This is a genomic window from Acetobacter fabarum, from assembly GCF_040702925.2.
Classification (GTDB): domain Bacteria; phylum Pseudomonadota; class Alphaproteobacteria; order Acetobacterales; family Acetobacteraceae; genus Acetobacter; species Acetobacter fabarum_B.
In genome coordinates this window covers 148521-170516 of the sequence record NZ_JBFCXX020000006.1, presented here as the reverse complement: position 1 = coordinate 170516, position 21996 = coordinate 148521, and the positions used below count along the sequence as shown (strand labels likewise).

Genomic DNA, 21996 nt, shown 5'->3' with positions numbered 1-21996 from the left:
GCCACTCCTCCAGTCATCACACAAGAGATGGAATCACAGAAAAAGGCCCAAAACCAGAGGGTTCTTCGAACCCTCCACGTCGTATCGACGTGTCAAAGGCCATGATTCTCGTCGCCATGGGGGTCAATCTCATACGCAAAAACACTCACCCATGATTTTCCAAACAGGCTCTTACCACATATGTCCGAAAAACTGGCACCACTTTTATTCATATTATTATCAAATTACTATATTAGCTATAATAAATATTCGTTAAGTTCCTCTTTGTTATTTTTCAAGGTGGATCGGAATACCCAGAGTTTTGTTCCAAGAAAATTGATTATGGTAGTTATGATAATAGTCAGACCATTTGCTGCGCGAGGGTCGAGATTAAATTGTGTCACCAATATTCCTAAGACATAGAAGTTGACAACCAAGGAAAATAGATAGACACAAACATATTTGTAAAAAATACTGGTATCATTCTGATTAGCTCTACTTTCATAAGTCCATGCTTTATTAAGTGGAAATCCAATAAGTACCCCCATTAAAAAACCGCAAACTGCATCAATTTGATACTGCCATCCTATCTCTTTAAGCAAGAACAGGAAAAATAAATAATTTACAATAGTACCAATCGCTCCAACGATTAGGAAGCGGAACAGATGTTGAAGTGTTTCTTTGTTTTTTAACATGAATAATACCTGTATCCAATATATTAACTGTTTAATGAAAAAATAGATTCTGTATATCTATTAAATGTTTGGAAATCATTATACTTTTTTGTTGATCGGAGTAGAACGTAACTCTCAGCTTTCCGTGCCGCGATTCCATCGCGTTCTGGTCGATCTCCTATTAGCAATGTATTCGCAGGTCCAGATCCAGACATTTGCATGATATTCAATAGACCTTGCGGATCAGGTTTAAGTCTCGGAGTATCCTTGTCACCAGCATATACAATATAATCAGCCTTCAATCCTAAAGATATGATTTTATTTTCAGCTGGATAATCAGAAAAAATACCGATTTTCTTACCATGTGATTTAAGCCTAGAGAATAGATCTATCACCCCTGCATATCGGCATTTATCTAGGTAGCGCAAAGGGCGAATATGAATCCATTCAGTAATGATATCCTTTACTGTATTCTCACTGCACCCTGCAAGATTAGCGGTTTCTGATATGAGAAGTTGTTCAAAATTATTAGGATAGGCAATTGCTTTCTCACGAAGGGAACGATAAATTTTCAGAATGCGTATAAAATTCACTTTACGCGTTTGTGATACTTCCATCAAAATTTCTCGTAACATGAATAGACGCAGCTTGCGTTGATCATAAAGTGTTCCATCCACATCAAAACAGACGAGATCAATATCTCTCCAAGTATCTTGTGAGAAATTATTTCTTATCATCTATTTAAACGCAATGAAATGTTGATCAGAAAAAATATACACTTGTGGTATATTAACATACGTACAAAACAAGAAAGTAATTCCCAAAATAGAAACTAAAACTACCATCTTTGTATCATGAAAAAGATTTTCTGGGTTTTGAGCAGCTGAACCCGGTTGGAAGGAAATAACCAGATAATAAGTAAATAATGCAATCAGTGGCGGCATAACCAGAATGTATTCTATTCTGTATTTTACAAAAAAAACCGCAAGAAAAAAAGAGGACAACATGGCATAGAAAAAGCATGAGGCATTTAGGGATGTTTCGGTATATCCTGCAAAACTTGCCCTATATTGAACAAGAAGATTTTTGCCGTGTGTATTCACGATTTCCAAATACTCTGAATAACGCTTTGCTGCCATAAGGAAAGCACCACCTAACCAGTATGCAAGAATAATTGAGGCTGGTGGTAATGTCATTGGGTCGACGATAGCCCAACCTATCATAAGACGCAAAGGATTATTGATAGATTCTGATATAACATCTAGATATGCTTTATCTTTTGTGCGTAATGGTGGCACATTATACACAATACCCTGAGCTGCAAATATCACAGCGATTACAAGCATTGTTACACTTGATAATAATGCTGCAATAAATCCGATAATAACCAAAAACATCCATTCACATAGAATTATTTTCCCATTAAGATCGTACTGTACTGCGCTTCTTTGACTTTTAACCGGATGATGCTTGTCAAAATCACGATCAAGATATTCGTTAATAACGTAATTCGCAGAAGCTATTGCAATAGCTGCTATAAACCCCAATATGCAGTTTAGTATAAATTGTCCAGAATGATCACCACGCAACAAATATGCAAGAATGATACCAGGAACCACAAAAATTTGTTTAGTAATATGATCAAGACGAGCTATGGAAATATACTCACGTAACAATCCTTTCCTTCGTTTCTGATCATCACAGCTTGTAAGCAGCTTCTTTTTGTCCAGAGCACTCATTAAAATTCCTCAAGCGAAAGTTTCTTAGCGTAATAAATAACAGGTTCCTCTTTTATATCTAGTAGGATGGAAAGAAAACGCATTGAAAAATCATTCATGGGATGTAAGAAACCTTCTTTGATCTGTATCAGGGACAGATATGGCCCCGGTTTTTCGGACATGTGCTTAATCTATAAAATGGCCTGAGAGCCCGATCCTCACGATGACACGGGTGATACCCACTCTCCGGACAAACAGTCCCGTCTGTGATTTCTGATCAGCAAAAACATGTTCGACACGGGACCGACTGGCGGATTTCCTAGCATTGGACCGCTGGATGCATTGGAGCATCGACTTGAAATATGGCTTTTTTCTGTGAACTGTTGGGACAAAGCCGTGCTTTTCCATGAAGGCTTCATTGGCTTTTGCGCGATAGCCAGCATGCATGACGCTCCTTGTGGATAGCTTTGCTGATTTGTCCTGCCAGTCTTGTGGGATCCGTCCTGCCCGGATATCCGCCTTCTCCGCGTTGGTATTGCACTGCTTTGGAACCGTCACCAGCGTTGCGTCCAGAATCCGGCCTGACATTGGGAGATAACCAGCGTTCCGCAGGGTTCCGTCAAAGCAATTGAACAGACCATCGATCACACCCGCCTATGTCAGACGCCCACGGAACAGCCAGACCGTTTTGGCATCCGGCATCCGGTCCGACAGGCCCAAACCAAGAAAACGCATGAAAGACAGGAGGTCGTTGATCAGATATTCTGTCCGCTCGCCTGAGAGGTTGTTCAGCGTCTGAATCACCAGGATTTTGAACATCAGAACCAGATCAAAGGGCGGACGCCCGCCTTTGCTTCCATCTGAATAAGCCAGAGCCCTCTCCAGATCAGGCGGAACACCTCAAAATCCACAGGTCCGGGAAAAGGCTTCAAGCTGATCGCCAAGCCCGCTCAAACGAGCAAGCTGCTCTTCAACAACAAAGAAACCGCGCTGCTTTATTGTTCATCCACCTAATCACTACAGGAGGCATGAAATCACAGATCCGCACACAAACCCATGGAGTTCTTAGAGCCCTCCAACTAAGAAACTTCACAGAAGGTTTCTTTTTTGGTATCCTTTTGAAATATATATTATAAGTAGAGACGCAACAGCCAAATATATTGATGGCAATATGTATCTAAATTGAGATCCAACCCCAACAAAAAAATACCCAAATATATAAATTATTGAAGAAAAAGATAGTGAATTTAATGTTTTATCAACAAAACCCATGCACGATATTGATTTAAAAAATACAAATACCATTAAAATCAAGTATGTCAAACCATAGCTTGTTAATAAATATTTATTTTTATCAATAAATTTTGTATATTTTCTGCTAATAAAATGATGTTGTATTTGTGATTTATCCACAAGATCTAAACTATAGTATCCAGCGTCTAGAGATGACGCATTAGCCCCAAGTTTCTTAACTATAATATAGGAAAAATGTTTAAATCTATGATGCATATAAGCAATAGGATGAGATTTTATTTCTGAATACCACTTGGAACCCAATGATGGATTTGATCGTAATTGATTACCCAATTCAAAACACATATCTACACGAGAATCTTTTGCATTTTTATTAATTGTGCGTGTACTATATACACCTCCAGTTCCCCACATATCCCATGCAATATGTAGTTTTTCTTGTCCCACGGGAACCCACATTCCATACTCATCCCATTGCCTAGGCAAATAACATGCAGAAAGTTTTTCTTGTTCCGTCGCTACCGTCCACATCTTAAATGCTATTGTTCGTTTTTCTTTAGGGAGGGAGTAATGTGCGATTCCTCCTAAATCAAAAACTTCCAATGATTTTTCTGGATGATCAGAGCCAGATCTTAATAAAATATGATTCACAGGCCCAACAACACAAGCTAACGAAATAATTAACAATCCAGTTAATAGAATATTTCTTACTGAAATGGACCATCCAACTAAGATCATTACTAACAATGGCGCCACTATAAAAGCAGCATTAAATCTTAAAAATGTTAAGGTAAATAACGTCATACATAATATAATACGCACCGAACCAGGTATTTTCCCTTTGACAGCATAAGAAAAGTACACACCTACAGTCAAAAAAATCAAATTAGATAGAAGAATATCTTTATAAATAAACCCCATAATTCCAAAAAATATCGGAGAAAAAAAAATGATAGGATAAAGTATTAAACTCATAACGCATGGACGAATTTTTAGAAAAATGAATAAACCAAAAGATAAAATGATAATTAATGTTGCATTAAGTAAATTTGCTGTTCCTAATGTGTTTATTTGTAATTGCCACAACCTGACCATCAGTGGTGGATGCCAATCTGTAACCGGCTCAGCTCCTACGGCTTGCAAATATTGCGCCATCGCATCATCTCGAATAATACCGGGATACCATGACCAAATAGAAAATAATCCGCATAAAACAGATATGCACACAAGTATATAATAAAATGTATTTTTATTCTGGAACGGATCGAATAACAAAGACAATATATGATTTAATGAATTTTTCACTTGCTTACTATATCCAAAATTCATCTTCTGAAACTCTACGCCAAACCTTGCAAGCGCAAACGCACCAAGCAAAGTAAATGCCGCATTCCATCGCGCCATGGTCGTAAATGTGGGGGGCGTGATCGTCCGTCAGGAGAGAGTGTCGTTGATACTTCGACGATTTGCATACCCATCATTGCGGCCACGCAAATCATTTCAGAAGCAAACTCCATACCTGGTGTTGTTAATCCCATTCGTTTAAAAGAATCACGATTAACAGCACGAAGGCCACAATGGAAATCTCCTATATTTGTATTGTACAGTTTACGTCCCAACCATGAGAGTACAGGATTTCCAATATATCTGTTTTTCCACGGCATTGCTCCCGGGGCGATGCCACCTTGGAAACGATTTCCCATCACGAGATCTGCCCCAGCACGTAATGCTTCAACGAAATCTTCTAACCTGCTGAAATTATAGCTATCATCAGCATCACCAATGATACAGTATTTTCCGTAACTTTGATTCACACCACCTGATATAGCTGCTCCGTATCCTCGGATTGGGATATTAACAACCCTAGCCCCAAGAGAACGAGCAATATTTTGGGATCCATCAGTAGAACCATTATCCGCTACAACGACCTCTCCCGAGACACCCGAACGCTTTAAGAAAGCGTTAGCCTTCTCAATACATATTGCTATTGTCTCTGCTTCATTAAGGCACGGCATAACTATACTAAGCTCAATCATAAAACCCTCAACTGTGGGAAAATATCATTATACTGTAATTATTCAATCCATACTCGGTAATGCAACCTCCCACCTTCGAAAATTGTTATATGCATGGTAGAAAATTTCTATTATAGTAAAAAACTCCTATTGGAAATCAAAATTTTCTCAATATACTAGGCTTGTGGGGATTCACCGCGAATGGAAGATGGAGTTCCAGAAGCACTTCTGAGCGACCCTCAATGGTATATAAGCTTAATTGTTAGGCCTTATTAGGACTTGATCACGTCTGTTGCTGCAGCGATGTGGACTTGTAGCGATTTTGTGCTGGTTATCTGAGCTTTTTAGCTCGTATCAGAAGACTGACTAACCCTGTAGCCTGCCCCGAATCTGCCCTCAGTTTGAACTTAGGGTCTGTGAGTTGTTGTATGCCTTGTCGGCGTGTTGAGCTAAAGCCTCTGGCACCGTGCCATCGAGGCTGGTGTGAGGCCTGACGGCGACGTATCCACCACCAGCGCCAAGCATTCGCGCATGTAGTCGTCCACCACAGTCAGCACGCGGAACCGCCGTCCCCCAAACTTTCAGGAAACGCTTCTCTATCTGAGCTTAATCACGAATGCATGTGATTTCTGCGCAGCATAAAACTCACCCTCAGTTCACGCTGTCAAAGCCTTTTATGCTGTGTGCATCAGGATTTACCATACAACAGTGTGGGCGTACAAAAGGAAGCCCAGTGCTACGGTGTGAATGTGAGAGCGAATTGCGATGGCCCCTGAATATCAGCCCATATCATGACGACCCGGTTTGACACCGGGAACAAACAGAACTCTCCTTCACCGCTTACCACCCATAACAGAACTGGCAGAGAGGACGGGAAAACGGAGTTTGGCCAGTCGAGCTTCTTCCATAGGCAAAGGCGCATCGGTGGCGGAGATCACACCATTCTGGTGCAGCAGAAACGCAACCAGAGCTGCCGTATCCTGCGGCGGCAGGGTGCCCGGAGCCATCAGGGGCATGGCGTGGGATATATATCCGGCCAGCTGGTCAATCGGGGTATTAGCCCAGCGTGTGGTGAAATACGTGCCCAGATCCGGCACGTCATGCCCACCTTCAAGGTCCGCACCATGGCACATGGCACAGGCTCCAGCATAAATCTGCGCACCATGGGCTACCTGCTCAGTCGAAAACGAGACAGCATGCCCGTTGCCGCTCTGGCTGCCAGCTTGAGCCGTAGAATGCGGAGCGGCCCATGCCTGACCTATATGGAGACAGGTCACCAGCACAGAGACCACAAAAGTAACACGCAGGGTGAAGGAAAGGGTCATGATAGCGCTCTTATCCGTCACGGAGCTGAAAGCGGGTAAAAAGATCGCCAATAATGGCAATGGCCTTTTCTGCTTCTGCCCGGTCCGGATGTTCAAAACTGTTGCCTACGCCATCCATCTCGCCCAGTCCGTACATATCATAGCCCTGAATCATCACGCCATCGGATTTGGAGATCATGGCCGCCCCCTTGTACTCCAGCGCGTAAGAGACCTCGGACTGTGGCGGAAGCCAGCTTGTCTGCCCACGGACGGGAATAAGGGATTTATCGTTCCACCAGTCCCGCGCGGCATAGCCGGGACAATTGATCACCACACGCTCAGGCAGGTCCGCCAGATCGGAAGGCGTATGGAACTCGCGAATCACGATACGCCCGCCTGCCTGATGGAACTCTTCGAGCAGAAGGTGGCCATAGGCGCCAAAATTATAGATCATGAGCGGCGTGCGCCGGGCATAGGCCACAGGGAACGGGTTATCAGCCCCGGCCAGCAGTTCGGGTGCGGGAATAATATCGCTTATCCGGCTGGCATATTCAGCGAATTCCGCACTGCTCTGCGGCATGCCTGTGGTGGCAAAGCTGCCTTTGGCCGCATCTGCTGGAACAGGCGCATGGTCTGCCGCATCCGGTGCAGTATCGGAGAGGGTATAGTTATCCCGGAAATCGATTGGATTACCCGGCATGCCCAGATAGTCGCGATAGGTCTGCCAAGAGTAGCGGGCCATTTTTTCCCATGTTCTGGCAAATTCGGGACCAGCCTGCTGGGTCAGGGCTATGCGCGAATCTGGCGTCCAGCTCCCATTCGCCCGCACGGAACGGGTATGGGGGAGCAGATCGCGGGTGTAGATGGTGACATCCAGCCCTGCGCGCTGGGCGGTCAGGGCCGAAGTCAGGCCAATAATGCCACAGCCTACAACCGCCACCTTGCGTTCCAGCGTGGCCGCGGCATGCCCAACCGCCATGTAAGCCGCCCCCCATGAAAGCGACCAGCCGCTACCACCATGGCCGTAATTATGCACCACTGTTTTGCCCGCCACACGCTCCACATCCATGCGTGGACCAGCGGGACGGAAAGGGCGCAGGCAGACCTTTATATCCATGATCTGGTCCGCATGAGCGCGAACAGGCACAATACGCGGGATGGTTCCGTGCAGGGCCGTACGCCCAAGAGCGGCCGATGCGTCTGGGGCTGCGGCCCAGCCCCGGCGAGTGCTCCCCATTATTCCGGCTGCCAGAGAGGCCGCTAACAGGTCTCTGCGTTTCAAGCTGCGTGTTCCTAATTATGTGGTCAACTGGCGAATAGAAGACCTTAGCATAAGAGAGTTTGCCGTGCATGCGCTACCCCTGTGCGCAAAACGGTCACGCATTGGCCTGCAAAATGGCTGTTTTATCTGGCTGGACACACTTTGCACCCCGCAAAGCAGTCCTGCTGGCAGGGGCTGGCCGCATCTGTTGCGCTGCCTCTGACGCAGATGGACGGACAGATGCAAGGGAAAAGCTCAAAAGCCTCCCCCTGCAAGGTCAGACATGAAGTGATCAGTTTTTATAGTCGGGCTGTTCCCGATCGAGCTTGCGGCGCAAGGCCTTCCAGATCATCTGACCCTGATCAGGGTCAGTATCAAACTGGTTTTTGGCGCGGAGCATTTTTTCTTCCGACGGAATGTGCAGCGGCACCCCGGTTGACTGGGCCGCAATCTGGATCTTGCAGGCCTGTTCCATGTAATACATGCGATAAAATGCCTGCGCCACAGTGCTGCCCACTGTCAGAAGACCGTGGTTTTGCAAAATAATGGCATTGCGTGTGCCAAGGTCACGCACCAGACGCTCACGTTCACTCAGATTGTCATCCGCAGCAATACCTTCGTAAGCATGGAAGGCAACCGCGCCGTAGAACTCGATATTGATCTGGTTAAGCGGGAGAATCCCTTTATCCTGTGCAGCAATCACCATACCGGCAAGGGTATGCGTATGCATGACGCAGGCGGCATCCGACCGGTTGGCATGGATCGCGGAATGAATAACAAACCCGGCAGGATTGATGTTCCAGCTTGTTTTTTGCTGTGGAATGCCATCTGCATCCACAATAACCAGACTGCTGGCCGTAATTTCCTCAAACAGAAGCCCATACGGGTTAACCAGATAACGGTGTCCCTCACCGGGCAGACGGACAGAAAGGTGCGTATACACCATATCCGTCATGTCAAAATGTGCGATAAGCCGATATGCGGCTGCCAGGTCCTCGCGCAATTCCTGTTCTGTCTGCTGTACTGTCATTGTTGTGGTGTCCTTAAATTCAAAAAAGTGGTTTCAGACTGAGGCAACGCGCTTGAAATGCCCAAAAGTTGCTGTTTTGCGCGCTCCTGCGGGGAGCTTGAGGTCCCCTTTTTCAACCTTGCGCACCAGATACTGGTATGTCTGCAAGGCCTGCGCCCACATGTGCTCGCCAATGGTGATGGTTTCGTAGGAAGCGGCATCATCCTTGGCAAAAGCCGGTAACGGGCGAATCTGGGTATGGTAGTCACAGGCGTAAAAGAGCGGGAAGGAATAGCGCTCCTCGGCAACCTTGCGCACCCTGTGTGCTGTTGCCACAAACTCGCCCGCGGTCATGACTTCCAGCATGTCGCCAATATTGACCACAAAGGCTCCGGGGATGGGGGGCGCATCAATCCAGTCTCCGTGCCCGTTCATCACTTCCAGCCCCGGCTTGTCTGCCAGAAGGATGGTAAAGCATTCGTAATCCGTATGGGCGCCAATGCCAGAAGCATCCTGCGCCTGTGCATCATACGGGTAATGGATCATGCGCAGTTTGGAGGGCGGAAAATTGGCTACGGAATCAAAGTAGTTTTCCTCCAGCCCCAGAGCGAGCGCAAAACCGCTGAAGAGCTTACGGCCCAGATCAAAAACCGCACGATAGTAGGCCTCCGCCGCAGCCCGAAAACCGGGGAGGTTAGGCCAGTTATTAGGGCCCAGCAGCGGGGTTCCGGCCTGTACAAGCGGATGATTGGCTGGAACTTCGTAGCCAATATCAAACGCTTCCTTGTGATCCGGACGGCCAGCGGAATACACTTCCTCCCCTTCTGGCACAAACCCTTTGTGCGTGGCAGAAGTGCCGATGTAGTATTCCATCTTCTTTTCAAAAGGCTGGGCAAAAAAATCACGCGCAGCCTTGCGCACACCCTCGATCAGGTCATCCGGCACATTATGCCCGGAGATAAAGAGAAACCCGACATTGCGCGCCGCATCACCCAGCTTGTCCGCTACGGCCTGACGTTGCGCAATATCAGGGCTGTACAGGCCACTGATATCAATAACGGGAATACGGGTGAAAGTTTCAGTTGTGGTGGAAACGGACATCAACCCAGTTCCTTTTTACTGCCCTGTCTCTGACATGGCATGTTGAAAATGCTGGCGCTCTGTCTGGCCAGTCCAGATGTTAAGGGACCACAGGTCCGCAACCGGCATGTTGGTAAACGGCAAGGTGTGCAGGTACCCATCTGGTCCACACTCGGGCGTCATGGTGGTTGTCGTATATCCGCGCGCAAGCTGGCTCCGCCAGATCTGTTGCCAGATGCTCTGGTGGAACCGCAGGGCGGACGCATATTCCGGCGCACCGGGATGAGGTGCCTGTGGCCCCTGATCATACCCCACACGAGCCTGGATGTGATGCACACGCTCGACAAAAGCGGACAGGTCATCTGCCGGGTCATCCAGCAGGCGTTCACAGCAGACAACCCAGTGACTTATGTCGGCCGTAAACAGCATGTCGGGCACCTGCGCAAGCACATCCAGCGTTACCCACGGTGTCGCCAGAATACGGGAGCGGTGCGTTTCAAAACAGCAGAGCATGTTGGCCGAGCGGCAGATTTCCTGCGCCTGTGCGACAAACTCTGCCTGCTGGCTTGCAGGCCAGCGGTCGTTGCCCCCCAGAATGGTGATAAACCGGGGGGTCATGGGCAATGCACGCTCCACAGCACAACGCAGGTCATCCAGATGGTTTCGGACGGAGGCGCTCTGGTTGGGAATAACGCCGCCACCGGTCATGGCGATGGCGATATACGGTGCTCCTTCATCTCGCAAAATAGTGCTGCATTCCTGTGCGGCAGCATGGGTTGGAGGAATACGCGCCTCCAACCCGACAAACCCGGCGGCGCGTGCTTCCGCCAGTGGGATATCCCACCGACGGTCGTCTCCCCACAGAGTTCGGAAAAGTTCAAATTTCATCATCGCTTTCCCGGCTCTCATTCAGGACTCAGAAGTTGTAGTGCAGGTCGCAGCCAACCCAGCGGGGTGTCTGGATGTACTGGGAGCGGTTCCCGTCACTTCCGGTAAAGGAGTAGGTGGAGCCGTGGTTATCCTGCAGGTTGTCCACATAAACAGCAGCAGTCCATTTGCCGGTTTTGGGCCCGACCTCCATCCGCAGACCAAGGGAGCTGATCTTGCTGGTCTGGGCGTTATTGTCGCCCAATGCGGCCCACATGTTGTCTTTCCATGTGTAGCTGGCCTGCAATGTGGTGCGGTAACGGTCAAAGTCGATGTTGTATCGTGCAATAGCACTCCATGAGAACCGTGGCGCAAACGGAAGCTGGGAATTATGCGCGATCTGTGGGTCCAGTGTCAGACCGGGTAGCGAGTCAACCGGGCTTTTGATCTGTGCATCCAGGTAAGCAAAGGAACCACGCAGATCAAGATTGGGAATAACGTTATGCAGAGTGGTGGAAACTTCGCCCCCCCGTGTGCGTGCACGCGGGATCGTGCCCAGCGTCAGCGAGTTGCTGGAGATGTTTGAATTCGCATATGGGTGGAACGTGCCAAAGAAGAGTGTCTGACGGTTGTGATATTCATAGTCAAACAAGGAACCTTCGAGAACAAGCTTGTTATGCAGAAGGGAGGATTTGATCCCGATTTCATAAGCAATCAGATTTTCCGGACGGACGTAATCCAGTGCCGCGGGAGCCAGCACAGGGGCCGCAAAATAGCTGCCTGCCTTATAACCGTTGGAAATGGTGCCATAAGCGTAAGTGCCCGGCACAATCTGGTAACGCAGGCCAACACGCCCGGTAAAACGTTCGTAATCGTGCTGCTGGTTCAGGTGATTGATCGGGCCGTTAAGCGTTGCATTATAGGGTGCGGCAAGACGCGGGCTTCCGTTCCCGACAGCCGAATACACCGAACCGCCATTAAAGCCACGCTCATCATAGGAAAAACGACCAGACGCGATAAAGTCCAGCTTTTTCGTGATGTTGGTAACCGTGTTGACATAAACGCCGGTGGACAGATTCTGCTGCGAAAAATGGTTGGTCAGGTTGACCATGCTGTCAGGGTCATCCATGCGATAGCTGGTGTAGCTGCCGTCAATCTTGTCATAAGATTCGAACACACCAACGGTCAGATGGAAAATTTTGGCCAGATTCATGCGCAGGTGCATGTCATGCGACTGGGCAATGGCCGTGTCGTTCCAGCGATAATCGGCATATTTGGTGCCAATGCCGCCCACTACACCTGTACCATCGGAGCGCACTCCACCAGCAACGGTGCCCAGACCATCGTAGTTGTCCAGATCGTTCCGGCGGTAAAAATCGATCCCGGTTGTGGAGGCAAATGTGCCAAAATCAAAAATTTTGGTAAAGTTAAGCGAAACACCACCACCGTTTTCATTGCGTTGTGGCGGAGTATCGCCAACATTGACAGCATGCGGATCGGGGTTTGCCCCCACGCCACCATTGGCAACCGTATCCACATCCTGCGGAGACGTAGATTTCCCCTTATCACGCGTATAGTGGATGTTCAGCAGGAAGGATGATGTGTCATCCACCGTAAACTTGGTCAGGTTACGCATCGCCAGCAAATCCTGCGATCCATAGCGCGCACCTGTTACAACATCCTTCTGCCAGCCATCGCCCTTAACATAGTTGAAGGCCAGACGGTTAGAAATCTTGCTTGTAATGGGAGTGTTAATGGCAAAACGGCCACGGCTTGTATTGTAGCTTCCATACCCCCACTCCGCATAACCACCGAACTTTTCAGATGGTTTTACGGACTGCACGTTAATGCTACCACCCGTGGTGCTGCGCCCCATGTCAAAACCCTGCGGGCCTTTTTCCGTTGCAACACTTTCCACATCCAGCATCTGGCCAGTGTAGAACACGGGGAACGGAGCCAAAACACCATCAAGATAAATACCAATGCCCCCCATATTGGTGCCAACATAATCATCCAGCCCGACGCCACGAATGGAGAAAATGGGAGCAGAACCAGAAACAGCATTGGTAGCCGTCACACCGGGAGTAAAGGATGCAATATCCTTGGGGCTTTCAAGATGGAGCGAGCGCAGTTCCTGACCGCTGATCACGTTGACCGTGGTTGGCTCGGACAGATAGCGATGTGCGTGGGTCTGCGTAACGTCAACCTGCTCGGAACCCCCTTGCCGGGGGGCAGAGCTTTTGCGGCGCGGCGCAATGCCCGTACGCTTATGGCCTGCGGCACTGTGGCCTGCATCGACAGACGGCGGGCTTGCAGCAGCGGGTGCCGCCGTTGCCAGTGGTGAGGTGGATGCCAAAAGCAGACAGGGCAGAGCTGGCAGACTAACATACACCGGAACCGAGGCCAGAAGGCGGAAGGACCGACGTAAAAAATAGGATTTCATGCCCGTATTCCTGATTTTATTCCAGTTGGAACCGGCTCTGGGCTTATAAGGCAACCGGTCTTTTCATTTTCATTTGATAACGAAATATTCAACTCATTCGTTTGAAAATGACTAAATCATACTTTTGCTTGTTGGTATGCGGCCCTGTGGCGTTTCAATAACGGAGCATCTGGTTAAGAAAACTCTGGGCCCGCTCCGATTGGGGGGAGGTGAAAAAAGTTTCCGGAGGGGTAATTTCCACAATTTTTCCCTGATCCATAAAAACAATACGGTCAGCAATCCGGCGGCTGAAAGCCATTTCGTGGGTCACGCAAACGGTTGTAATGCCCTGTTCTGCCAGTTCGTCCATAATGCCAACCACCCCCACAATGGCCTCGGGGTCCAGCGCTGCGGTTGGTTCATCAAACAGCATGACTTCAGGCTGCATGCACAGGGCACGGGCAATGGCTACACGCTGCTGCTGCCCGCCAGACAACTGAATGGGGTATTTATCCGCCTGATCAGGAATTCCCACCTGCTCCAGATAACGGCGGGCAAGGGCTGTGGCCTCCATACGGGTCATGCGCCTGACCCGCATAGGGGCAAGAATGCAGTTTTCCAGCACGCTCAGATGCGGGAACAGATTATAGTTCTGGAACACCATACCCACCATGCAGCGGAGCTGTATGGGGTCGGTCTTTGCGTTGATCAGCTTGCCATCGATAATGAGCGTACCGCTGTCATGCGGTTCAATCTGGTTGAGCGTACGGATGAGAGTTGATTTTCCCGACCCGGATGGCCCCAGAACCACAATTTTTTCACCCCGGCTTATGTCAAAATCCACACGGTCCAGAGCAACGAACTTGCCGAACAGTTTGCTCATGCCCCGCACGGAGATCATGGAACTGGTTGTGATTTCATGCTGCATTGGAAACAACCTTTTTGCGGTCAGACCAGGAAAAACGTCGTTCCACCCGTTTCTGAAGGAAAAGGAAAAAGAACACCATGACAAGGTAGTAAATCAGTGCGGCGGCATAATACTCGGTAAAGGCGAATGTCCGCGCTACCTGTATCTGGGTCACAGCCAGCAACTCCTGCAACGAAATCACGGACGCCAGCGACGTGATTTTTAACAGATTGATAAATTCGTTAATGGTTGGTGGCAGGGCAATGCGAAAAGCCTGTGGAAAAATAACGCGCCAGTAAATATCGCGCCGGCTCAGGCCCAGAGCACTTGCGCCAAGTTCCTGCCCCGGATCAACCGCGCTCAGGGCAGCACGGTTGATTTCGACCTGATAAGCTGATTCATTAATGGACAGAGCCAGAATGGTCGCCAGGAAAGGCGTAAACCACTGTTCCCGAAAAATAGGGAAAAACTGCGGCACCGCATTCCAGATAAACAGAAGCTGGAGCAATGTTGGCGCGGCCCGGAAGAGGGACACATAACCTTCCAGCGTCACTTTCAGCAGTGATTTTTGCGGGCTGTTCAAAACAATGGCGATCGGCACAGAAATGATGATGGCAATAACGTGCGAAATCAGTGCCGCGCTCAGTGTAATGAACGCACCATGCAGAAATGCCATGGACGTAAGGGCGGAAAAAAATGCGCCCCAGTCAAACATTCCGCCAGCCCCTGCCTCCGCTGCGCCACCTTTTGTGGACTGATCGGTCACAGACCATTTGGTGCGGAATGTCTGCAATGTACCATCACTCTCCAGCGCCGATATGGCGTTCTGCAGCAGCGTCCGGTCTTCCGGATTCTGGCGGATATAAATGGCAAAATGGCGGTAATCGGGAATATCGGGGGTAATCAGCACATGCAGCTTATCCCTCAGTTGGCGCATGCGGTAGAAAAGTTCGACATCCTGACTGACAAAGGCAAAAACACGCCCGATCAGCACCTGCTGCACCACCTGTTCTTCAGTCGGATATTGCTGGATAATCATGGGAGGTTTGCCCGCAGCAATCAGGGCATCGTTCACAACCCCCAGGCGGGTTACATAGCTGGTGCCGGATTCCACCGCGACATCCTTGCCCGAAAGCTCATCCATACTGCTCAGGGTGGAAGTAGCCTTGCGCCCGACAACAACCAGCGCCGTATCCTGATACGAAACGGCATCAAAACTTTTTTCCCGCGCGGGAGTGCGGATAATACCGCTCATGACCAGACCGCAGCGTTGGGCCGAAAGACTGGGAAACAGCCCCGTAAAGTCCATGGTGATCACGGACAGGCGGGCATGCCAGCGCGTGGCCAGCGCCTGTGCCACGTCTATGTCAAACCCTTCCGGGTGTGTCACATCCTGCCCTTTTACAAAGGTCATGGGGGGTAGTGTAGGGTTGGTGCAGATGGTTAATGTGCCGTCCTGCACAAATGAAGGGATCTGTTCAGCCCGGGCAGAAGCAGGCAGCACCGCTGCGGCGAGCGCAACAGCAAGGGCCACAACCGGATGAAGCCCGCGGGGGAGCCGCAGATGGGAAAAAAAGCTGGTCATTAATAGGAAGCTTCCAGAAGGGTACGGAACGTCTCGACCATCAGGCTGGTTTCGGGAGACGTACGTGCCAGAAAATGACAGCAGGTAATCAGCCGCAGATCGTTAAAAACAATCCGGCGCAGCAACCCCTGTGCAACGAGAGGGGCGGCAAAAACTTCCGGCAGAAAGCCCATATAACTGCCAGAAAGGATGAGGAGCGCGCGTGCATCCACCTTATCGGCCTTGGCGCGATAGGTAAACAGCGGGCGTATCTCCTCCCACCTGTCGGATGTGGCGGCATCCGCCACGCTGAGCATGCTGTGGCTGGTCAGCACATCAAGCGTGATGTCTTCTTCAAGCATATGGAAAAGGGGGTGGCGGGAGCCACAGAACAGAAAAGACGCCTCCGCCACAAGCGGGCGACAGCCCAGAGGGGCCTGCCCCTGTGCATAAAGGGCAATGCCAGCCGTGGCCTGCCCGGTCATGACCGCCACCTCCACCTCCTTGGTGGAAGCGGAATGCAGGTTCATGAACACACTGGGGTGGCTTTGCGTAAAGGTATGAATGGCTTTGACCAGCGGTGTCTCGCCATGGGTCTGTATGTTATCTGGAACATACAGGTTGAAAGTGCCGCTAAGCACGCCACTGGCCTGATTGATCTGCTGGCGGAAGTGCTCCAGACCGACAAAGAGTTTGCGGGTGGCCTCCAGCACCTCGCGCCCTTCGTCCGTAAGGGCAAAACCACTGCGGCCACGCAGGCAGATGGTCAGGCCCAGACGGGTTTCCAGCGCGGAAATATCCAGACTGATGGACGATTTGCTTTTACCCAGCGTAATTTCGGCCGCACTGAAGCCCCCCTGTTCCGCCACAGTGTGAAAGACGCGCAGCAGACGCAGATCAATTTCGGAAACATGTCCCTGAAAACCGCGTGGCCTCTTTCTGGGGCGGGGTGTTTTATGGCTGCTTCCCGTCATGGTTTGAATGCTCCTGTCAAATGGGGCGTCAAGAAGAGGGCGGAAGGTGCTGCCAAAAGCTCCTGTTCTATGCTGGCAAACCGTTATCGTTCTTTATCCAGAATAATTATGACGTGGAAAATATACGATGGGAAGAGAGAACCGATGCAATGTATAAACATGCATGCGCCAGAATGCAGGAGAATGACGGTTTTCCGCGTTGTTTGTCTATGTTTGCGAAAAAACCAAAGTAAACTCATATCTGTTCATATTGGGCCCGAAACGAGGCTCGGATAGCCTGCGAGGGAAAACAGATACCTTGGGGATTGACAAGACATGGCTGCAAACAGGTGGTTTATTGATAGCGAAACCGGTGTGCTGACAGATGTTCTTTTATGCCCGCCAGATTATTATGAATGGATTCCGAGCAACGACATCGCCATTCAGACCATGGCTGGCGGTGGCAGTATCGACCGGAACGTCCTGAGCAGTCAGTTTAACGAACTGGTCTCCACCCTCAAGGGGGCGGATGTTTCCTGCCATTTTCTCACGCCGCATCAGGGCATGCCTTACGAGGTTTATACCCGCGACAGCTCGCAGACTACGCCATTTGGCACGGTGGTCACCAGCCTTTCCCGCCCCGAACGGGTGGGGGAAGAAAAAGAAATCCGCACCTTTTATGCACCCGATGAAATCTGGCGCACCTGCACCGCAGGCCGGATTGAAGGGGGGGATATTCATATCATCCGCCCCGGCCTTCTGGCCGTCGGGGTCAGTGGTGGGCGCACGGATACGAAAGGGGCAGCCGAGTTCATCAGTTGGTTTGAAGAGGCAGGCTGGACCTGCCGCATGATCCATTTTCCCGAACATTTCCTGCATCTGGACGTTATTTTCTGCATGGTGGCAGAAAATCTGGCAATTGCGGCGGTCGATGTGCTGGACGAGGCTGATCTGGAATGGTTCCGTGCGCAGGGTATCCGTATTCTGCCCGTAACCTACCGCGAAGCCATGCGGGACATGGGGTGCAATGTACTGGCTCTGGGGCGTGACCGGGTTGTAAGCCCGCGCCATTCCACCCGCATCAATGCCATGCTGCGGGCCGAAGGGCTGAGCGTGCTTGACCCGGAACTGAACCAGTTCTCCCGCGGGGGAGGCAGCATTCATTGCATGACCATGCCCCTGCGCCGTCAGTCTTTGCAGACCGCGTAAGACACAAGCTAAAGGAGCAGGGGCAGATGCCGGCACGGATTGTTATCAGCGCAGATGGCAAGAAGGCGTATGAAAGCTGGCATCAGGCCTTTGCTGCTGTCGCGCCTGATCTGGATGTCTGCTCATGGTATGACCCTGCGTGGGCAGTCGGGGGGGATGATTACGCACTCGTCTGGACCCCTGAGCCTGCGCATATGGAGCGCCTTGCAGGCATGAAGGGTATTGTCTGCACCGGGGCGGGTGTTGACCACCTTCTGGCGCATGAACACTTCCCCCGCGCTGTTCCACTTGTACGCATGGGCGGGGAGCAAACCGCACGGCTGATGGCCGATTATGTGCTGTGGGCGGTTATCAGTCTGCTGCGGGATGCCCGGACATGGGCGTTGCAGCAGCAGCAGGGCATATGGCGCAACAATGTGTGCTGCCGCACATCCAGCACGACCAGAGTAGGCGTTATGGGGCTGGGCCACCTTGGAGCCTATGTGGCACAGGTGCTGGCGCAGGTCGGCTTTTGCGTATCGGGCTGGAAGCGTACCCCTGCCGAACTGGATGGCATAACGGTCTGGAGTGGCGCGGACACATTACCCGATTTTCTGGCCGATCTGGATATTCTGGTCAACCTTCTGCCCGCAACCCCGGCAACTGACGGGCTGATCAACCACACCCTGCTCAGCCAGTTACCCAGAGGGGCCGGGTTTATCAATGTCGGGCGCGGCCGCCACGTGGTGCAAAGCGATTTGCTCCACGCTCTGGATGATGGAACACTCTGTGGCGCAGTGCTGGATGTGGTGACACCAGAACCCCTGCCACCAGAAGACTCCCTGTGGCGCCACCCACGCCTGACCATAACCCCCCATGTCGCTTCTGAGGCCGCGCGGGAGGTACAGGCCCGTTACGTCACCGACGTAGTGCGCAGTCTGGAGCGGGGGGAAAAGCCAGCGTTACTGTGTGACACGACACGTGGCTACTAAAAACCGAATAGCTTGAAACAGGGAATGGACAGGATATGAGCCAGCATGCCAACCTGACAGTAAACGGACAGGCCCTGTGGCAGGACCTTGTCACAACCGCAGCCTTTGGCGGCACAGAAAAAGGTGGCGTATGCCGCCTTGCCCTGACGGATGAAGACAGGCAGGTTCGCGCCTGGTTTGAGCAGACATGCACGGCACTTGGCTGCACGGTTACTTATGACACCATGGGTAACCAGTTTGCACGCCGCCCCGGCACGCGGGAGGATCTCCCCCCTATTATGATGGGCAGCCATCTGGACACACAGGTCACAGGTGGTCGCTTTGATGGCATTCTGGGAGTGCTGGGAGGTATTGCCGTTTTGCGCGCCCTGCATGATGCACGCGTTGCAACCAGACATGCGCTGGAAGTTGTCAACTGGACCAACGAGGAAGGTGCCCGCTTTACCCCGCCCATGCTGGCATCGGGTGTTTTTGGAGGGGCCTTTACCGAGGAATTCGCAGGCTCGCGCGCCGATGGAGCCGGTATAACCTTACGGCAGGAACTCGAACGCGGTAGCTTTGTTGGCGCCGAACCCTGTGGCCAGCACCCTGCCGCTGCATATTTTGAACTGCACATTGAGCAAGGCCCCGTGCTGGAGGCCGAAAACCGCACCATAGGCGTGGTAACAGGTGTGCAGGGCATGCGCTGGTACGAGGTTGTTGTCCGTGGCCGCTCCGCCCATGCGGGCACAACGCCCATGCCCATGCGCAAGGACGCGCTACTGGCTGCCGCACGCATGATTGAACAGGTCAATGCCGTGGCTCAGGCCCATGCGCCTGAAGGGTTGAGCACCATAGGCATTATTACGGCGCTTCCGGCCAGCAGCAACGTTGTGCCGCGGGAGGTCCGCTTTACAGTGGACCTGCGTAACCCGTCAGAAGCTGTCTTGCAGACCATGGAAGAAGATTTTCTACAGCGTATGCAAACCTGCGCACTGGAAAATGATGTGCAGGTCACGGTTACACCAACCTGGAACTCCCCGGCAGTTCATTTTGACCCACGCTGCATTGCCAGCGTCAAGGAGAGCACGGAAAAGCTTGGCTACAGCATGCGTGATATTGTTTCCGGTGCCGGACATGATGCCGTTTATGTCTCCCGTGTCGTGCCAACAGCCATGATCTTTGTGCCATGCCTGCATGGCATCAGCCATAACGAGGCAGAAAGCGCCACACCAGAAGATGTCGCGGCTGGCAGCAACGTTCTGTTGAATGCTGTCCTGAACGCTGACCATATCTTTTAAAGAGATCTTTTTTCACAACACCTCTTCAAAGCTCCTTCTGACTGCCCAACCCCAGAAACTACGCTTTATAAAAAAGAGGAGGAAGAAGTGGCTCTTCTCCCTCCTCTTTTTTGCGACGTTGCGGCACAATCAGCTTGTTACTTAATCAGTGATGCAACCTGTGCCATGGCTTTACAAAAAACCTGCACATCACTGGCCGAGCCCACGGTAATTCTGGAACAGGTTGGCCAAACATCCCAGCTTCGTCCGATAATCACATTATTCTGGGCGAATGTTCTCACAACTGGCCCGGGCGCTGTACGCCAGTCCGCCATAAGCATATTGGCTTCGCTTGGAATAGTCCGGACGCCATAATGGCTCAGACACTCCTGCATGACCTGGCGGTTTTGGCGTGTTTCAGAACGCCGCTTTGCAATTTCGGCCTGATCTTTCAGACTATCCGTGCCAATAGAAACAGCGGGAACAGAGAGCATGGTCGTCTGGTAAATCCCGTCATACCGCATCATTCGGTCATGCAGGTGAGGGTGAGCAATACTCAACCCCAAACGAAGACCGGCCATACCGAACAGTTTGGAAAAAGTGCGCAAAACAACAAGATTACGGCACGACCCAAGCAGAGAAACCGCGGAGGGCGCATTACTGAAATGCAGATAGGCTTCATCCACCACCAGCACAGATTTTTCAGGAATATTACGGGCAAGCCATGCAATATCCGCTAACGGTGTCACGGTGCCTGTAGGATTATTGGGGCTGCATATATAATACATGCCTGCATGCGGATCAGCCTTGAGCATGGCCCGCACATCTGTCTTATAGCCATTGTCTGACTTTAGGGGGACTCTGGTCAGGGGAATCTGTAGCCATTCCGCGACACCCCATACCGTCTCGTATGTAGGGTTGCTGGTGACAAGGCCCTGTGTAGGTGAACAGAAGGAAATCACAGTCCGGCACAGCGGGTCGCTCGACCCCGGCCAGGGCGTTACCAGTTCTGGTGCAATATGGTCGTACGTTGCCACGGCCTCAATAAGCGCCTGACGCTCCTTCCCGGTCAGATAACGGTTACCGTTCAACAACGCTTGTTGCCCCGCAGGTAAGGCCGAAGGAAAAGGGCCCGTCCAGAATTCATTCCCGTTGAGCAGAATGGCCCCCGCAGGGTAAACCCCGCCTAGAGGCAGAGTATCCGCCCGGCTTCTGTGCCAGGGCATGCCTGCCATAACAGCCCCTGCACCTAGAACAAGACCAATGCGACCGATCTGCCTGCGGGAAAAACCACGCTCCTGAAACTCCTGCTGTGTGTGCGGTGGCAGAGGGGCAACCATGGCATGTCTCCTGTCAGGGAAAGAAAGGAATCTTGGCGAAAACTTCTTTGGCTCAAACACTGCTCGTGCAAAGTAGCATAGTGACCAAAGTAGAATGATCAGAACTGTACTAAAAAGAGGTGAAAAGAAAAGTTCACTTTTGTTGTAACGGAAACCGGCCAATATGTTCCAATAACGTATCTAAAAATATGCTATGAATACAAGCCTGAA

18 protein-coding genes and 1 pseudogene are annotated in these 21996 nt (G+C 50.8%); 3 read left to right on the top strand and 16 right to left on the bottom strand.

What is annotated here, in order from left to right; all coding sequences use genetic code 11:
- Positions 1 to 236: 236 nt before the first annotated feature.
- From AB2L51_RS07085 to AB2L51_RS07015, 15 genes and pseudogenes are all read right to left on the bottom strand, one after another.
- A complete protein-coding gene (locus AB2L51_RS07085) occupies positions 237 to 674 on the bottom strand; it encodes a GtrA family protein (protein ID WP_395581883.1) in 438 nt (145 codons plus the stop codon).
- Between the two features lie 23 nt (positions 675 to 697).
- Complete coding sequence (locus AB2L51_RS07080; protein WP_395581882.1) at positions 698 to 1390, bottom strand: HAD family hydrolase; 693 nt, start codon at positions 1388 to 1390, stop codon at positions 698 to 700.
- On the bottom strand, positions 1391 to 2392 hold the full coding sequence (locus AB2L51_RS07075) for a UbiA family prenyltransferase (protein WP_395581881.1): 1002 nt from the start codon (positions 2390 to 2392) through the stop codon (positions 1391 to 1393).
- A 165-nt stretch (positions 2393 to 2557) separates the two neighbouring features.
- Positions 2558 to 3370, bottom strand: a pseudogene (locus AB2L51_RS07070) (transposase).
- A gap of 90 nt (positions 3371 to 3460) precedes the next feature.
- A complete protein-coding gene (locus AB2L51_RS07065) occupies positions 3461 to 5029 on the bottom strand; it encodes a hypothetical protein (RefSeq protein WP_395581880.1) in 1569 nt (522 codons plus the stop codon).
- On the bottom strand, positions 4966 to 5661 hold the full coding sequence (locus AB2L51_RS07060; RefSeq protein WP_395581879.1) for a glycosyltransferase family 2 protein: 696 nt from the start codon (positions 5659 to 5661) through the stop codon (positions 4966 to 4968). The genes AB2L51_RS07065 and AB2L51_RS07060 overlap by 64 nt, the downstream gene beginning before the upstream one ends.
- A gap of 812 nt (positions 5662 to 6473) precedes the next feature.
- On the bottom strand, positions 6474 to 6965 hold the full coding sequence (locus tag AB2L51_RS07055) for a c-type cytochrome (protein WP_395581878.1): 492 nt from the start codon (positions 6963 to 6965) through the stop codon (positions 6474 to 6476).
- Between the two features lie 10 nt (positions 6966 to 6975).
- A complete protein-coding gene (locus AB2L51_RS07050) occupies positions 6976 to 8226 on the bottom strand; it encodes an FAD-dependent oxidoreductase (RefSeq protein ID WP_395581877.1) in 1251 nt (416 codons plus the stop codon).
- A 271-nt stretch (positions 8227 to 8497) separates the two neighbouring features.
- A complete protein-coding gene (locus AB2L51_RS07045; RefSeq protein WP_395581876.1) occupies positions 8498 to 9235 on the bottom strand; it encodes a class II aldolase/adducin family protein in 738 nt (245 codons plus the stop codon).
- 33 nt (positions 9236 to 9268) lie between these two features.
- Complete coding sequence (locus tag AB2L51_RS07040; protein ID WP_395581875.1) at positions 9269 to 10315, bottom strand: isopenicillin N synthase family dioxygenase; 1047 nt, start codon at positions 10313 to 10315, stop codon at positions 9269 to 9271.
- Between the two features lie 15 nt (positions 10316 to 10330).
- Positions 10331 to 11185, bottom strand: coding sequence for a sugar phosphate isomerase/epimerase family protein (locus tag AB2L51_RS07035; protein WP_395581874.1), 855 nt, complete (start codon positions 11183 to 11185; stop codon positions 10331 to 10333).
- Positions 11186 to 11210: 25 nt separating this feature from the next.
- Complete coding sequence (locus tag AB2L51_RS07030; RefSeq protein WP_395581873.1) at positions 11211 to 13604, bottom strand: TonB-dependent receptor; 2394 nt, start codon at positions 13602 to 13604, stop codon at positions 11211 to 11213.
- A gap of 154 nt (positions 13605 to 13758) precedes the next feature.
- Entirely contained in the window at positions 13759 to 14511 is a 753-nt protein-coding gene (locus tag AB2L51_RS07025; RefSeq protein WP_395581872.1) for an amino acid ABC transporter ATP-binding protein, read from the bottom strand.
- Positions 14501 to 16075, bottom strand: a complete 1575-nt coding sequence (locus AB2L51_RS07020) for an ABC transporter substrate-binding protein/permease (RefSeq protein WP_395581871.1) — start codon at positions 16073 to 16075, stop codon at positions 14501 to 14503. Before AB2L51_RS07020 ends, AB2L51_RS07025 begins: the two co-directional genes overlap by 11 nt.
- Complete coding sequence (locus tag AB2L51_RS07015; RefSeq protein WP_395581870.1) at positions 16075 to 17028, bottom strand: LysR family transcriptional regulator; 954 nt, start codon at positions 17026 to 17028, stop codon at positions 16075 to 16077. Before AB2L51_RS07015 ends, AB2L51_RS07020 begins: the two co-directional genes overlap by 1 nt.
- A gap of 315 nt (positions 17029 to 17343) precedes the next feature.
- On the opposite strand from AB2L51_RS07015, the gene AB2L51_RS07010 reads away from it, so the two are divergent.
- From AB2L51_RS07010 to AB2L51_RS07000, 3 genes are read left to right on the top strand one after another with little or no spacing between them, the layout of a single operon-like run.
- Positions 17344 to 18216: a dimethylarginine dimethylaminohydrolase family protein gene (locus tag AB2L51_RS07010; protein ID WP_395581869.1), complete on the top strand. Its 873-nt coding sequence runs from the start codon at positions 17344 to 17346 to the stop codon at positions 18214 to 18216.
- A gap of 26 nt (positions 18217 to 18242) precedes the next feature.
- Positions 18243 to 19187, top strand: a complete 945-nt coding sequence (locus AB2L51_RS07005; protein ID WP_395581868.1) for a 2-hydroxyacid dehydrogenase — start codon at positions 18243 to 18245, stop codon at positions 19185 to 19187.
- Between the two features lie 35 nt (positions 19188 to 19222).
- Positions 19223 to 20467, top strand: coding sequence for a M20 family metallo-hydrolase (locus AB2L51_RS07000; protein ID WP_395581867.1), 1245 nt, complete (start codon positions 19223 to 19225; stop codon positions 20465 to 20467).
- A 137-nt stretch (positions 20468 to 20604) separates the two neighbouring features.
- Here the strand turns inward: AB2L51_RS07000 and AB2L51_RS06995 are convergent, their stop codons facing one another.
- The gene (locus AB2L51_RS06995; RefSeq protein WP_395581866.1) at positions 20605 to 21786 is read right to left on the bottom strand and encodes an aminotransferase class I/II-fold pyridoxal phosphate-dependent enzyme; all 1182 of its coding nucleotides are present in this window, start codon (positions 21784 to 21786) and stop codon (positions 20605 to 20607) included.
- Positions 21787 to 21996 lie beyond the last annotated feature (210 nt).